Origin of the sequence: Rhodopseudomonas sp. BAL398, assembly GCF_033001325.1 — a bacterium.
Classification (GTDB): domain Bacteria; phylum Pseudomonadota; class Alphaproteobacteria; order Rhizobiales; family Xanthobacteraceae; genus JARJEH01.
The window spans coordinates 616,726-630,914 of the sequence record NZ_CP133111.1; the positions used below are offsets into that span (position 1 = coordinate 616,726).

At 62.8% G+C, this 14,189-nt stretch carries 13 protein-coding genes and 1 riboswitch; of the genes, 9 read left to right on the forward strand and 4 right to left on the reverse strand.

The annotated features are described in order from the left end of the window. Positions 1 to 18 precede the first annotated feature (18 nt). The gene (locus RBJ75_RS02860) at positions 19 to 909 is read left to right on the forward strand and encodes a hypothetical protein (protein ID WP_152647881.1); all 891 of its coding nucleotides are present in this window, start codon (positions 19 to 21) and stop codon (positions 907 to 909) included. Between the two features lie 110 nt (positions 910 to 1,019). Here the strand turns inward: RBJ75_RS02860 and RBJ75_RS02865 are convergent, their stop codons facing one another. Both RBJ75_RS02865 and RBJ75_RS02870 read right to left on the reverse strand, forming a co-directional pair. Beyond that, entirely contained in the window at positions 1,020 to 2,738 is a 1,719-nt protein-coding gene (locus tag RBJ75_RS02865; protein WP_044417506.1) for a DUF6538 domain-containing protein, read from the reverse strand. Positions 2,739 to 2,992: 254 nt separating this feature from the next. Continuing rightward, positions 2,993 to 4,777: a chloride channel protein gene (locus tag RBJ75_RS02870; protein ID WP_276156466.1), complete on the reverse strand. Its 1,785-nt coding sequence runs from the start codon at positions 4,775 to 4,777 to the stop codon at positions 2,993 to 2,995. Between the two features lie 262 nt (positions 4,778 to 5,039). Next, positions 5,040 to 5,253: riboswitch (cobalamin riboswitch) on the forward strand. 138 nt (positions 5,254 to 5,391) lie between these two features. Between RBJ75_RS02870 and RBJ75_RS02875 the strand changes: the two genes are divergently transcribed. The 5 genes from RBJ75_RS02875 to RBJ75_RS02895 are packed head-to-tail and all read left to right on the forward strand — an operon-like array spanning position 5,392 to position 8,921. After that, the gene (locus tag RBJ75_RS02875) at positions 5,392 to 6,180 is read left to right on the forward strand and encodes a DUF4198 domain-containing protein (protein ID WP_044406685.1); all 789 of its coding nucleotides are present in this window, start codon (positions 5,392 to 5,394) and stop codon (positions 6,178 to 6,180) included. Between the two features lie 16 nt (positions 6,181 to 6,196). Further along, positions 6,197 to 6,823, forward strand: coding sequence for a cobalt transporter CbiM (gene cbiM, locus RBJ75_RS02880; protein ID WP_044406682.1), 627 nt, complete (start codon positions 6,197 to 6,199; stop codon positions 6,821 to 6,823). 4 nt (positions 6,824 to 6,827) lie between these two features. Beyond that, the gene (locus RBJ75_RS02885; RefSeq protein WP_234707324.1) at positions 6,828 to 7,445 is read left to right on the forward strand and encodes a cobalt ABC transporter permease; all 618 of its coding nucleotides are present in this window, start codon (positions 6,828 to 6,830) and stop codon (positions 7,443 to 7,445) included. Continuing rightward, positions 7,445 to 8,239, forward strand: coding sequence for a cobalt ECF transporter T component CbiQ (cbiQ, locus tag RBJ75_RS02890; RefSeq protein WP_044406679.1), 795 nt, complete (start codon positions 7,445 to 7,447; stop codon positions 8,237 to 8,239). The genes RBJ75_RS02885 and cbiQ overlap by 1 nt, the downstream gene beginning before the upstream one ends. Then, the gene (locus RBJ75_RS02895; protein WP_044406676.1) at positions 8,226 to 8,921 is read left to right on the forward strand and encodes an energy-coupling factor ABC transporter ATP-binding protein; all 696 of its coding nucleotides are present in this window, start codon (positions 8,226 to 8,228) and stop codon (positions 8,919 to 8,921) included. Before cbiQ ends, RBJ75_RS02895 begins: the two co-directional genes overlap by 14 nt. 21 nt (positions 8,922 to 8,942) lie before the next feature. Here the strand turns inward: RBJ75_RS02895 and RBJ75_RS02900 are convergent, their stop codons facing one another. Continuing rightward, positions 8,943 to 9,608 carry a TetR/AcrR family transcriptional regulator gene (locus RBJ75_RS02900; RefSeq protein ID WP_044406673.1) on the reverse strand — a complete coding sequence of 222 codons (666 nt, stop codon included), beginning with the start codon at positions 9,606 to 9,608 and terminating at the stop codon, positions 8,943 to 8,945. A 223-nt stretch (positions 9,609 to 9,831) separates the two neighbouring features. Between RBJ75_RS02900 and RBJ75_RS02905 the strand changes: the two genes are divergently transcribed. The 3 genes from RBJ75_RS02905 (at position 9,832) to RBJ75_RS02915 (ending at position 13,287) form a co-directional block, all read left to right on the forward strand. Continuing rightward, positions 9,832 to 11,070: an acyl-CoA dehydrogenase family protein gene (locus RBJ75_RS02905; RefSeq protein WP_044406671.1), complete on the forward strand. Its 1,239-nt coding sequence runs from the start codon at positions 9,832 to 9,834 to the stop codon at positions 11,068 to 11,070. A gap of 161 nt (positions 11,071 to 11,231) precedes the next feature. Next, positions 11,232 to 12,290 carry a phosphotransferase family protein gene (locus tag RBJ75_RS02910; protein ID WP_044406690.1) on the forward strand — a complete coding sequence of 353 codons (1,059 nt, stop codon included), beginning with the start codon at positions 11,232 to 11,234 and terminating at the stop codon, positions 12,288 to 12,290. Positions 12,291 to 12,369: 79 nt separating this feature from the next. After that, entirely contained in the window at positions 12,370 to 13,287 is a 918-nt protein-coding gene (locus tag RBJ75_RS02915) for a DMT family transporter (RefSeq protein WP_044406668.1), read from the forward strand. 22 nt (positions 13,288 to 13,309) lie between these two features. On the opposite strand, the gene RBJ75_RS02920 is transcribed toward RBJ75_RS02915, so the two are convergent. Further along, entirely contained in the window at positions 13,310 to 14,095 is a 786-nt protein-coding gene (locus RBJ75_RS02920; RefSeq protein WP_044406665.1) for an SDR family NAD(P)-dependent oxidoreductase, read from the reverse strand. Positions 14,096 to 14,189: the final 94 nt, after the last annotated feature.

Consider the following 14,189-nt stretch of genomic DNA (forward strand, 5'->3'; position numbering starts at 1 on the left):
TAGCGCGGGGAGTTTTCTGTGAAAGCATTGCGGTTTTTTGTTTTGGTGATGGCTGTCGCAGTTCTCTCAAGCGGCGCCACGATACTTTCGTTCAAGTCGGAATTTTTTGCTAACCCAGAATTCAAAGAGCGTTGGATACCGTCAGAAGTTCCGGCTACATCCGCGCCCGCCGCCTTCACCAGCTTAACGGTGCTAGACAACTCTCGGAGAGTCCTCACCTTTGATGAACAAGAATCGCTCTTCAATGGACTCAGCGAAAAGTTGGATGACCCACCGTCCGCTCAGGTCCGCAAACTGGTCCGATCTAAAACCAAAGACTTGATAGTTTGCGGAGAAGTAAACGCGAAGAATGAGCTTGGTGGTTACGTCGGATTTGCACCGTTCTTCGCAGGTGTATTTTCGGGAAAGGCTATGATCGTTATACTAAGCAAAGATTTTGCTCCGCGCATGTCAAGTATGGGCTGTCGTGAGCAAACGGACGAACCGGAAGATGTGAAAGGTGCAACTATTGGCGACGCGGATGTTAAAGCCAGGACAAGAGATGCGTCGCCAGATCACCTTTCGGGGCATGTTACCGTAGCAAACTACAATCAATTTCAAGAGTTCATTGGTCGCAATTCGGGGAACATTGTTGGACTGCAGATTTCGTTTGAGAAACGAGAAGCTCCAGAAGATCTACATACATATGTTCACAATGGCATTTTTCATACTTCACTCAGCGGATCTGGGAATAGTGAGATAAGCGCAGATTCTGGCTACCGTTTTGACAACAACCGATATGTTTTTGGTGGCTATTTTCAGATCATATTCGAGGGAATGGGACAAGGATCAGGATTTTACTCATTGCACTTGATCGACGGCAGAAAGATTCGGTTTGCGAAAGAGCTTCGGCTCATCGAACTAAAGTAGGTCGACGTATCGATCGAATTTTCGTTCTATAGAAAATGCCGCCGGCTCAATCATTTTGACGGGCTCGCTAAGAGTACTTTTGGGTAGAATGCGATAGTTGCCAGTCGTTCCTATTGGGGGAGGGTGAGGCCATCAAACGACAGCCGTTCGATGGCCTCGGCCATGGCGGCGATCGAAATGTCGTGCACATAGACGGCGCCTGCTGAACTGTCCGCGTGGCCGCAGAGGTAGTCGCGCGTTGACTTCACTACTCCGCCAAGCGATAGGCCAGTTTTGAAGGTGTGCCGAAAGGTATGCCAATAGGTTGAGCCGTCCGTCACCCCAACTTGCGGCAGGTATGTTTCATTGAACCGTTTCGGAATGAAGCGCGGAAAGTAGTGGTTCAGGCTGTCGCCGTGTCCGTTTTCGGAGGCCCTTTGCTTGGCTTCCATGCCCTTCCGATACCAGTCGGGAAACAGGTGTGTCTCGCCGGCAAGCTTCAATGCGTGAACGTATTTCAGTAGCCCGTGATTTAGAAGCTTACGGTGAACGGGAACCATGCGCTTCGATCCAGCATTCTTGGTCTGCTCTTCAATATTGAAGATCAGAACGTCACGTTCGCTTCGGATGCTGGCTAGCTGCATTTGAGCAAGCTCGCTGGCTCGCATACCGCCGTAGAGGGAGATCAGCATTGCCCATTCGAACTCACCCATCGGCCTTCTGAACATTTCTACCGGAAATATCTGCCGGAGATTGTCGCTGGAAAAATACTTGCGTTTAGAATTGCTCGGCTTGATCGAATCAACCTTGACGCCAACGGCGGGGTTGTCCGGAATGAGATCGCCTCTAGCGCACCAGTTCAGGATCGAATGGATTCGGGACAGATATTTATTGTTGATCGTTCGCGCGGTGAGGGGAGAGAATGGCGTCTTACGTTTCTTGTTCGCGGCTATCGCCTGGGGAAGCGTCATGCCTGGAAAGCGCTTCGTATAATTCGATGGCGTGTCGGCAAGAGCGCGTTTTAATCCTAGGAGGTCTGCACGGACGATTCTGTAGAGCGGCTTTTTGTCTTCCAAGAATTCTTCAAACATTCGTATCGCGACTTCGCATTCCTTATTGGTCGCGGGCATGGCGCTGCGCTCTTTGCAGTATTCCGGGAAGACCTCGCCCAGCGATTTGGCGCTGTCGGCATCCAACATGCGGACCAGCAGCGGATCAGATGCCAACGGCTTTGCGGGGATGAGCAGGGGATGGGTAGGAGTGCCATTGAAATCCCCATCATCACGTTCTTTGTTTCGCTTGATGACCTCAAGCTGGATACCTGCCAGATCGCGGGCGCGTTCCCGCCATTCCGCTGTTCCGGTCTTGACGTCGGTATATCCATCCTGCCGCATCGAATCGATGATCCAGCCGACGCCCGCCGCGATTTCGTCATTGCCGACCTTGCCGCCAGCAATTTTCCGTAGCCGTGCTTCATACGCCGGACCGAAGTTAGACATGTCGGCAGGGGGCTCGTCCGCGCTTCCGTGCATGGCTCTCTCATGGTCGTCCTCGGCAAGTTCGCTGGCGTAATGGGCGCCAGCCATTTGCCGAACCGTGAGTGGCTTGCCCGGCTTAGGCTGAACCTTGGGCTTGAAGGTCGTTCTAACTTGTTGCCGTGCGGCATCGATCTGCACCTGCATGTCCGCGACTGCAGCGGAAAGACGCCTGCGCGCTTCCCGGCGGTCGGCTCCCAAGGGGGCGGTCAATTCCCACTTGTCTGCGAACAGCGAGCGGAGGGCTGTCGGGATGACAATGCGGGCGTAATGGCGGCCGTTGCGGGTGAGCAGGTGAGGGATTTTGGCTGCCAATTTTGCCTCTGTTACAAAAATTTCTGTGAAACAGTTTGTAACATGAAGGTGTGAAAGTTATGCCGATAAAATAAGGGGAATATGTATATTGCTACAAAAAATACGTGAGGAGCGGGTTCCCTTCACCCGCTCCAATGATTTCAAGGCGTTAGCCTGTCTGGTGGATCCCGATCTGACCGGGCTGCCGATTCCCTCAGACCGACAGCCATTCCTCGCCCGGCGCCGATCGGCGCCTCCCGGGCTGACCGTCCGGGTCAGCTGCCGAGAACCCCGCGCGTCGCCTTGTCGAGTTCTTCGACGTAGCGCCGCCGCGCGAATGACTCGCTGAGAAAGCCGATCACCTTGCGGTTGTCCTCGGATTGGATCACGGCGAGCAGTTCGGCTTCGGCGTCGTCGAAGATTTTCATGGCAGTCTTGATGTTCATCTCCGGCCGCAGCGCCACATCGATATATTTGGCGAGCTCGACCACCTGGATCTCGTCGGCGATCGAATCGAGATCGCCGGAAAACAGTTCCGGCAGCATCACCACCCCGCAATATTCGTCGGCCTTGTTGACCACCACGATGGCCCGACAGGAGCCCAGCGCGAATTGAGCGCGGCAGGCGGCGATCGTCGCGGTCGAGGGCACCTGGCCGATATCGGTTCGCATCGTGCGTTCGACCGTAAGATTGCGCAGCCAGCCGACATCATTGGCGCTGCGGATGGTTTCGCCGCTGAGATGAAGTCGCCAGGTCGAGAACGAGTGACCGAACAGGAAGCGGACGCCGATGCTGGTCACGATGCAGGCGGCCAGAACCACCGCCGTCACGTCGACATTTCGTGTCATTTCCAGGACCAGAAACGCCATGGTGAGCGGTCCGCCGACGATGGCGACGCCAAGCGTCGCCATGCCGGTCAGCATGCTGACCTGGGGATCGACGGCGATGGTGGGCAGCCATAGCAGCAGCACCGCCGCGTAGAATTTGCCGATCAGGCTGCCGACAAACAGCGAGGCGAAGAACAACCCGCCACGAAATCCGGACCCCAGGGAAATCATGCAGGCCGTCATCTTCAGGGCAATCACCACCGCGATCACCCCGATCGCCATCTCCCGATGCAGATCGAGCAGCATCGCCCCGTGGCCCGCCGCCAACACCTGCGGGGTCACGATTGCCAGACAGCCGACCAACAGCCCGCCGACCGCGGGTCTGATCCAGACCGGCATCCCGGTTCGGGTAAAGATCTTTTCGAAGACCGGCGAACTGCGCATCACCGCGATGCCGACCGCGCCGGTGATCAGCGCCAGCGCGATCAGCGCCAGATATTGCTCGACCCCCACCGCGCTGACCCGGAGCAGCTCGAGCGAATAGGGGGCGCCGCCGAGCCAATGCGCGGTGATCGCGCCGGCCAGGGAGGCCGCGAGAATCGGCGCGGCGCTGGCCACCGAATAGACCCCGACAATCAGCTCGCAGGCATAGAACGCGCCGGTGATCGGCGCGCCGAACGCCGCCGCAATCGCCGCGGCCGAGCCGCAACCGACGATCAGGCGCTGGTCGTTTCGCCGCAGATTGAGGAATTGCCCGAGCAACGAGGCGGCTGCGGATCCGATCTGGGTATAGCCCGCCTCGAGTCCGACCGACGCCCCGCAACCGTTGGAGATCAGCGTCTGACCGCTGACCACCGCGCTGTCGCGAAACGACAACAGCCCACCGCGCAGCGCATTGGCCTCGATCGGGTCGACCGCATGGGCGATCTTCCAGCGCCGTCGGCTCCACTCCATGATGCCGAGCACAAGGCCGCCGATGGCCGGGGCCATCAGCGCCACATGCGGTGTGACATAGGCATTGGCGCTCAGCCGCACATCGACCGCGATGCCATAGATCAGAACGTGGGCGATCTGGGCGATTTCGCTCATGAGGGTGACGACGGCGCCGACGCCCACGCCGATCAGCAAGGCGAGCGGGACGAGGTAGAACTCGTTGCTGCGCAGCAGCAGCCGCATTCGCATCAAGATCAGATTCAGGCCCAGGCGATCATTGCGGTGTTGAACCTGATCCATCTCCGCCAACTCGATTCCACCAATCTCAGCGTTTCGTTCAGCCGGGCCGCTCGGCGCGGTCCCCAGGCGATCGCCGTCCTTCTAGCCATAAGGAGATGGCGCTGTATATCTCGATTCATCCGTAGCTCGGGAGAGCCGGCGGCCGCGCTGCCGGGCGGCGCCAGCCTACGGCGACTCGGCCGCCGGGGGGCAGATCTGCCGCGAGCGCTACGAACAGGCTCGCAAGGCCCGCCGTTGGGACCATTTACAGACGTTGTCATGCTTGATAGGCATCAGGCGTAGTTCTCGTTCGGCGGTGCCGGACGAGATAATAGGGAACACGGTGCGCCGCGTCCGCGCGGTTATTCCGAGGCTGCCCCCGCAACTGTAAGCGGCGAATCTCGCCGAGAGAACACCACTGGTCCGCAAGGGCTGGGAAGGTTCGGCGAGATGATGACCCGTGAGCCAGGAGACCTGCCACAACCGTTCGCAGCCGCGGACGGCTCGTTCGTCTGACGCCGGGGTGTGCGTCGTGCAACATCACGGCGCGACTGCGCCGGTGTGAGCACGGGTCCTCGCGCGTCTCCTTATGGGAATCGCGGCCGCAATCCGGCCGCGTGTTGGGAGACACGTTCATGAAACTCTTCAATTCAGTTCTGGCCGCTGCTGTGCTGGCCTGGGTGGCGCCGGCCGAAGCCCACTTCCAGCTGATCTATACCCCCAAGGTGAACCTGGAGAAGCGGACCGAGATCCCGTTGTTGCTGGTGTTCTGGCATCCGTTCGCGAATGGCCACGCCATGGACATGGGTAGGCCGGAGCAATTCTTCGTCATCAACAAGCACAAGAAGACCGATCTGCTCGGCACGCTGGCGCCGGTGACCTTCAAGGGCGCGGAGAATTCCGCCGCCGCCTTCGAGACCAAATTCACCCCCAAGGGACTTGGCGATTACGTCTTCGGCCTGGTGCCCGCGCCCTATCTGGAGACCTCCGAGGACAAGTACATCCAGCAGATCACCAAATCCTTCGTGAATCTGGGCGGCGCGCCGACCGACTGGGACAAGCCGCTTGGCCTGCCGACCGAGATCGTGCCGCTCAACAAGCCGACCGCGATCGTCGCCGGATCGACCTTCTCCGGTCGGGTTCTGTCCGAAGGCGAGCCGGTCGCCGACGCTGAAGTCGAGATCGAATATATCGCCGCCGAACCGGACCTCGCCACGCGCAGCGCCGGCAAGCCGAGCGTCACGCCACCGCCCGGCGGCACGCTGATCGCCAAGACCGACGCCAATGGCATTTTCACCTTCGGCATTCCCAAAGCGGGGTTCTGGGGTTTCGCCGCGCTCGGCGTCGGCCCGGCGAAGAAATTCGAGGGCAAGGATCTGTCGCAAGACGCGGTGATCTGGGTCCGCGCCAACGATCTCAAGTGACGCCAGGAGAGCCGCCATGCATATCGTCGACGGAGCGCTTTCCCTGCCGGTCCTCGTCACCGGCTCCGCGATCGCCGTCGCGGGCATCGGCATTGGCCTGCGACAGATGCCGATCGACAAGATTCCGGCCGCCGGGGTCCTGAGCGCGACCTTCTTCGTCGCCTCCCTGGTCCATGTTCCGATCGGTCCCTCGAGCGTTCACCTCATCGTCAATGGCCTGGCCGGGCTGGTGCTCGGCTGGGCGGCCTTTCCGGCGCTGTTCGTGGCTTTGTTGTTGCAGGCGGTGTTCTTCGGCTTCGGCGGCCTGACCGTGCTGGGCGTCAACACGGTCGATATCGCGCTGCCGGCGCTGATCGTCAGCTATGTCTGCCGGCCCGGCATCGTCCACGCCTCGCCGGCGGTGGCGGCGATTTGGGGCGGGGTTGGCGGCGCGCTGGCGATCGCGCTGACGGCGATCTGCGTCGGCGTGGCGCTCGGCTTCTCCGGCAGCGAATTCATCCCCGCCGCGAAGCTGGTCTTCATCGCCCATATTCCGGTGATGGTCATCGAGGCCGTTCTCACCGCCGCGGCGGTCTATCTCGTGCGCCGGGTCAAGCCGGAATTGTTTGACGCCTTCGCCGCGCCGGCGCCCCAGGGAGCATGATGCCATGATCAAGACCGCGATGACTAAGACCATTGCCTCGGTGCTGCTCGCGCTGCTCATCGCCTGCGGAGCCTGCGTCCCGGCGCTGGCTCACAAGGTCGTCGCCGGCGCCTATGCCAGCGGCGACCGCATCGAGGGTGAAATCGGCTTCTCCGACGGTTCGATGGCCAAGAACGCTCTGGTCGAAGTTCTGGCGGAGGATGGCGGCAAACTCGGCGAGACCCATACTGCCGAGGACGGCACCTTCGTCTTCACGCCGACCAAGCGGGTGGTCCATATTTTCCATGCCGATCTCGGTGGCGGCCACGTCGCCAATATCCGCCTGGAAGTCTCGGACCTGCCTGCGACGCTCAAAGCGTCAGGTACCGACAAGGCCCCGGCCGCCGCCGTGACCAGCGCCGCGAAGACGGCCGAAGCTGCCGCGGGCGGGATCAGCGATGCGCAACGTGCGGCTCTCGTCGAGGCGGTGCGCAACGAGGTCAAGCCGCTGCGGCGGGAGATCATCGCGCTGAAGGAGAAGAACGACCTGCAATCGATCCTCGGCGGCATCGGCTATATCGGCGGCCTGTTCGGCCTGTGGTTCTTCCTGGCCGCGCGACGCCAGCAAAAGCGGGCCGCCTGATGGGCCACGTCATCGGCGGCGAAGTGGTTGGCGTTCTGGAGACGGCGGTCACGCGGCGCAGCCCGCTCGCAGGGCTCGACGGACGGGTCCGCATCATCGTCACCGCCGTCTTTGCCGTCACCGTCGTATCGCTGAGCCATTTCGGGCCGCTGCTCGCGGCCTTGGCCGGCGCCGTCGCCATCATGCTGCTGGCGCGGCTGCCGATCGCCCGCACGCTTCGCCGCGTCGTCGCGATGGATGCCTTTATCGTGTTCATGATCGCGACGCTGCCCTTCACGGTGCCGGGCGAGCCGCTGTTCAGCCTGTTCGGTTTTCCGGCGAGCCGGGAAGGGATGGTGGAGGCACTGACGATCGCGCTCAAGGCCAATACGGCGGTGCTGGCGGCGATGGCGCTGCTGTCGTCGTTCGATCCGGTGGCGTTCGGGCGGGCGCTGGCCCGGCTCGGCATGCCCGAACCGCTGGTCCATCTCATCCTGTTCAATGTCCGCTATATCGACGTGCTCGACCGCGAGTATCAACGGCTGCGCGTGGCGATGCGGGCGCGCGGCTTTCGGCCGTCGAATTCGCGTCACACCTATGTCAGCTTCGGCTATCTGATCGGGATGCTGCTGATCCGCGCGCTGGAGCGTTCGGAGCGCATCTTGCAGGCGATGAAATGCCGGGGCTTCTCCGGGCGGCTGTTCCTTGACGCCGACGAGCGCATCGGACAGATGGATGTCGTGTTCGCTGCCGTCTGCGGCGCCTTTGTCGGCGGTCTCGTCCTGTGGGAGATGATCATCCGTGCCACTGTTTGACGTTCGCGGCATCGTCTTTGCCTATCCCGGGCAGCCCAATGTGCTCGACGGCGTCGATCTGGCGCTTCATCCCAGCGAACGTCTGTGCGTCGTCGGCCCCAACGGCGCCGGCAAGAGCACGCTGCTGCAAATTCTGGTCGGCCTGCTGCTGCCGCGCGCCGGAACGGTGACGGCGTTCGGCAGCGTCCGCCGGGTCGAGCGCGATTTCCACGACGTCCGCCGCCGCGCCGGCTTCGTGTTCCAGGACCCCGACGATCAATTGTTCTGCCCGACCGTCGCCGAGGACGTCGCGTTCGGCCCGCGCAATCTCGGCAAGACTCGCCAGGAGGCCGCAATGATCGTCGATGCGACGCTCGAGCAACTGGAGCTTTCGCATTTGCGCGATCGCGTCACCCACAAGCTCTCCGGCGGTGAGAAGCGGCTGGTGACGCTGGCTGCGGTGCTGGCGATGCAGCCCGAGGTTCTGCTGCTCGACGAGCCGACCAACGCGCTGGACGAGCGCATCTATGGCCGTCTGATCGATATCCTGACCGGCCTGCCGCAGGCGATGATCGTGGTCTCGCACGACCCGCATTTTCGCCGCGCGATCGGCACCCGCAGCGTCGGTCTCGGCGATGGGCGGTTATCCGCGCTGGACGAGACGTCGCGTGTCGATGCCCGGATCATGCCGCGCTCGCGATAGCGGGATTAAGCGCTGCGACGCTCAGCGTCCGCGTCGCGCCGGCTTGGCCTCGCCCGGACTCCTGACCGTCCCGCCCAGCGCCAGCACCGCCACGCCGACAATCCGTTCAATTACCGCGCCGACGTCGTCGAGGTCGCACTGATCGTCGGAGAGGCGCAGCAGCCGTTCGCTGTCGCGGATGGTCTGGTGCGCCATCGCCAGGGCGAAATGCAGGCCCCAATAGATTTCGACGTCGGGCACGCCGGGCAGCGAACGCCGCATCGCCGCGGCGAATCTGCGCAGATGGTCGATCTCGCGATTCTTGATCTTGCGGATCGGCGCCACCGATTCGATCGAGGCCCGGATCATGAAACGCGCGGCGTCCGAGCGTTGCTTGTCCGGGCCGAGGCAGCCGCGCAGCGTCGGCCCGACCAGCGCGCGCAGCACCGCGTCGATGGCCGCGCGCCCGCCGCCGGCGAGCTCCGCCGCCTTCAATTCGTTGAGCCGCTCGCGATTGGTGGCGAGGCTGCGGCTGACGAACAATTCGGCGATCAACTCGTCCTTGGAGCCGAAATGATAGTTCACCGCGGCGAGATTGACCCCGGCCTCTGCGACGATGTCACGTAGCGTCACCTCGCCGAAGCCGCGCTCGGCATAGAGCCGTTCGGCCGCGCTCAGGATCGAGGTCCGTGTGGAATCCGTGGACATGCCGCGCCGTGGAATAAGGGGAAACTTGCATTTCAAACACTTGTATGAAACTATCGTTTTATCGCCCTGGATGTCAATGCGCCTGCCGCGTCGACGCTTCAGGCGAACCGCCGTTGCAACCGCAGCCGCGCCCCGCGCCGCTACCAGAATTGTCTTGCGGGGGACGGTGGCCGGGGAGACAGTGCCGCCAAAGATTTTCGGAAACAGAAGCGAGGAACGCCCTATGGATTTCAACATGTCTGATCGCCAGCGCGAGTGGCTCGACCGCGTCTCGTCGTTCATGGACACCCACGTCCGCCCCGCCGTGCCGGTCTACAAGCAGCAGGACGAAGAGGGCGAGCGCTGGAAGGTGATTCCGGTGGTCGAGGAATTGAAGAAGAAGGCGCGCGCCGAAGGCCTTTGGAACATGTTCATGCCGCCGTCGTCGCATGAGGACGACGAGTTTCGCGGCGCCGGCCTGACCAATCTGGAATATGCGCTGCTGGCCGAACAGATGGGCCATATCAGCTGGGCTTCGGAAGTGTTCAACTGCTCGGCGCCCGACACCGGCAATATGGAAGTGTTCATGCGCTACGGCTCCAAGGAGCTGAAGCGCAAATATCTGCGACCGCTGATGGATGGCGAGATCCGCTCCGCCTTCCTGATGACCGAGCCGGCCGTTGCCTCCTCGGACGCCACCAATATCGAGACCTCGATCGTGCGCGACGGTGACGAATACGTCATCAACGGCCGCAAATGGTGGTCGTCCGGCATGGGCGATCCGCGCTGCAAGGTGATGATCGTGATGGGCAAGACCGATCCGTCGGCGCCCAAGCATCAGGCCCAGTCGCAGATCGTGGTGCCGGCCGACGCCAAGGGCGTCAAGGTCGAGAAGATGCTGCCGGTGTTCGGCTATGACGACGCCCCGCATGGCCACGCCCAGGTGCTGCTCGACAATGTCCGCGTGCCGGTCGGCAACATCCTGCTCGGCGAAGGCCGCGGCTTCGAGATCGCGCAGGGCCGTCTCGGCCCGGGCCGTATCCATCACTGCATGCGCACCATCGGCAAGGCCGAGGAGGCGCTGGCGAAGATGGTGCAGCGGCTGTCGTCGCGCACCGCCTTCGGCAGGAAGATCATCGAATATTCGATCTGGGAGCAGCGCATCGCCGAGGCCCGCACCGATATCGAGATGAACCGGCTGCTGTGCCTGAAGGCCGCCGACATGATGGACAAGGTCGGCAACAAGACCGCCCAGCTCGAAATCGCGATGATCAAGGTCTCCGGCCCGAACATGGCGCTGAAGATCATCGACAACGCGATCCAGGCCTATGGCGCCGCCGGCGTCTCCGACGATGCGGGTCTCGCCCGTGACTATGCCTCGATGCGCACCATGCGTCTGGCCGACGGTCCGGACGAGGTTCACAACCGGGCCATCGCGCGGCTGGAACTGCGCAAATACGCCAACGCGCCGGCCAAGCACTGACGCCCAGTGACCGTGCCATCATCGCCGGACTTGATCCGGCGATGAATCTGCTGGAATGATGCATGCCCGGGCCGCGCCCGGGCATTGTCATGTGGGTTGCGCTGCAATCGAACGAGCTTGCGCGACAGGCTCGCGACAACAACAAAACAGGGAGCGCCAAGTTGGTCGGCTACAGGAAAGACGAAGACTATACCGGCACCAAGCCGGTCGAGGAGCGCCATCGCGTCGACGAGGCCAAGCTCGCGGCCTGGATGCAGGATCACGTCGAGGGCTATCAGGGTCCGCTCGAGGTTGCGCAGTTCAAGGGCGGCCAGTCCAATCCGACCTACCGGCTGACCACGCCGGGCCGCTCCTATGTGATGCGGCGCAAGCCGTTCGGCAAATTGCTGCCGTCGGCCCATGCGGTCGACCGCGAATTCAAGGTGATCGCCGCGCTGAGCAAGCAGGGCTTCCCGGTCGCCCGGGCCTATGCGCTATGCATGGACGACGCCGTCATTGGCGCGGCATTCTACGTGATGTCGATGGAAGAGGGCCGGGTGTTCTGGGACCCGACGCTGCCGAGCCAGACGCCGGATGCGCGCTGGGCGATCTTCACCAGCAAGATCGAAACCCTGGCCAAGCTGCACAGCTATGACCCGGAGGCGATCGGGCTTGGCGATTTCGGCAAGCCGGGGAACTACTTCGGCCGCCAGGTCGATCGCTGGACCAAGCAGTACAAGGCCTCCGAAACCCAGTCGATTCCCGAAATGGACAGGCTGATGGAATGGCTGCCGAGCACGCTGCCGGCGCAGCAGCGGGTCTCGGTGGTGCATGGCGACTACCGGCTCGACAACATGATCTTCCATGCCACCGAGCCGCGGGTGCAGGCGGTGCTGGATTGGGAGCTGTCCACGCTCGGCGATCCGATGGCCGACTTCACCTATCTGCTGATGCAATGGACCATGCCGGGCCTCGACGACGCCGATTTCAAGGCGCTGAACATTCCCACCATGGAGCAGGCGGCGGCGATCTACTGCAAGGCCACCGGGCTCGACACCGTGCCGGATCTCAATTGGTACTTCGCCTACAACACCTTCCGGCTCGCCGGCATCACCCAGGGCATTGCCGGACGCGTCCGCGACGGCACCGCCGCCTCCGACAAGGCCAAGGAATCCGCCGCCCGCACCGTGCCGCTGGCGCAGGCCTCCTGGGCTTACGCGCAGAAGGCGGGGGCGAAGTAGCGACGGCGTTACGGCGCGATCCGCTCGGGTCGCGCCGATCCCTCCGCACACGCGCGCGTGTCAGATCCGGACATTACCCTTGCCCCTGTCGCCCAACCTTCGCGGTGGCCTGTTCATGGTCGCTGCGGCGGCCGGGTTCACGATGAACGACGCGATCACCAAGACGGTGGCGTCGGAGATGAACTTCGGTCAGATCATTCTGGTGCGCGGGCTGTTCGCCATGGTGATGGTCGGCGCGCTGGCCTATTACCGGCGCGCGTTGCGCTCGCCGCGAACGCTGCTGGTGCTGCCGGTGGCGTTGCGGGTGTTCGGCGAGGTCGGCGGCACGATCTGCTTTCTCACCGCGATCGTGCATTTGCCGCTGGCCAATGTCTCGGCGATCTTTCAGGCGCTGCCGCTGGCGATCACGCTCGGCGCCGTGCTGGTGTTGCGCGAGCATGTCGGCTGGCGGCGCTGGCTGGCGATCGTGGTCGGATTCAGCGGCGTGCTGATCGTGGTGCGGCCGGGCATGGCCGGCTTCAGCGGGTTCTCGCTGTTCGCGCTGCTGTCGGTGGCATTCAGCGCGGTGCGCGATCTGGCGACGCGGCGGATCCCTGCGGAAATTCCCACGCTGTTCATCACGCTGCTGACCACAATGACGGTGACCACGGCGGGTGCAGCGGTGCTGTTTCCGCTCGGCGGCTGGCGGCCGATGTCGGCGCCGTCGGTGGGTCTGCTTGCGCTCGCCGCGCTGCTGGTGATGATCGGCTATCAATGCGTCATCATCGCGATGCGCACCGGCGACATCTCGGCGGTGGCGCCGTTCCGCTACACCGCGCTCTTATGGGCGATGCTGCTCGGCTATCTGGTGTTCGGCGATGTCCCGGACGCGCTGATGATCACCGGCGCTTCGATCATTGTCGTCTCCGGCCTCTACACCTTCTACCGGGAGCACCAGCTCGGCCGCAAACGGCCGGTCGCCGCCACCAGTTCGGGGCCGCCGCCGGACGGGCTGTAACCGCGTCCGGCGGCTGCCGACTTCAGATCGGCTTGCCCGCATAGGGCATCGACGCGGTCAGGCCGCCGTCGACCGGGATCGCCTGACCGTTGACATAGGACGCCTCGTCACTGGCGAGGAACAGGCCCATCGCCGCCAATTCGTGTGGCTGGCCGGCGCGCTTCAGCGGATTGAGCTGGCCGATCTTGTGATCGGTGCCGCGCTGCTTGGCATTGTCGAACACCGGCTTGGTCATGCCGGTCTCGATCAGGCCGGGGCACACCGCGTTGATCCGGACGCCGGTGCCCGACAGCGAGTAGGCGGTGGTCTGCACCAGGCTGATGACGCCGGCCTTGCTGGCCGCATAGGGGTGGCCCGAGGCGCCGGATTTCAGCCCGGCCACCGAGGCGGTGCAGACGATCGCGCCGTATTTCTGTTCGATCATATGCGGCATCGCATATTTGATCGCCAGGAACGGCCCGATCAGATTGATCCGCAGCACTTCCTGCCATTGCTCGACGGTCTGCTCCTGCAGCGGCACCAGCCCGCCGCTCACGCCGGCATTGGCCCAGATCGCGTCGAGCCTGCCATAGGCCGACACCGCCTTGGCGATGAATGCCTTGACGTCCGCCTCGGAGCCGGCATCCGCCATCACCGCCTCGGCGGTGCCGCCGGCCTTGCGCACCAGTTCGACGGTCTCGTTGACGGCGTCGCTGCGATCGACTGCAATGAGTTTCGCCCCTTCCTGCGTGAACAGCAGCGAAGCGGCGCGGCCAATGCCGCTGCCGGCGCCGGTGATGATAACGGATTTGCCTGCGAGGCGACCCATGCGTTGCTCCCTGATTGATTGTTCCGCGGCGGCGTTTGCCGTCTTGCGGAATTCCAGATGTGCTGGAAAATGCTTGCGAAGATGGACTTGTCAG

What these genes read in the sequence shown, in the direction of transcription:
- RBJ75_RS02870 (WP_276156466.1), bottom strand. Translation starts at nt 4,777, where the DNA reads ATGGATCAGGTTCAACACCGCAATGATCGCCTGGGCCTGAATCTGATC.
- RBJ75_RS02875 (WP_044406685.1), top strand. Translation starts at nt 5,392, where the DNA reads ATGAAACTCTTCAATTCAGTTCTGGCCGCTGCTGTGCTGGCCTGGGTG.
- cbiM (WP_044406682.1), top strand. Translation starts at nt 6,197, where the DNA reads ATGCATATCGTCGACGGAGCGCTTTCCCTGCCGGTCCTCGTCACCGGC.
- RBJ75_RS02885 (WP_234707324.1), top strand. Translation starts at nt 6,828, where the DNA reads ATGATCAAGACCGCGATGACTAAGACCATTGCCTCGGTGCTGCTCGCG.
- cbiQ (WP_044406679.1), top strand. Translation starts at nt 7,445, where the DNA reads ATGGGCCACGTCATCGGCGGCGAAGTGGTTGGCGTTCTGGAGACGGCG.
- RBJ75_RS02900 (WP_044406673.1), bottom strand. Translation starts at nt 9,608, where the DNA reads ATGTCCACGGATTCCACACGGACCTCGATCCTGAGCGCGGCCGAACGG.
- RBJ75_RS02905 (WP_044406671.1), top strand. Translation starts at nt 9,832, where the DNA reads ATGGATTTCAACATGTCTGATCGCCAGCGCGAGTGGCTCGACCGCGTC.
- RBJ75_RS02920 (WP_044406665.1), bottom strand. Translation starts at nt 14,095, where the DNA reads ATGGGTCGCCTCGCAGGCAAATCCGTTATCATCACCGGCGCCGGCAGC.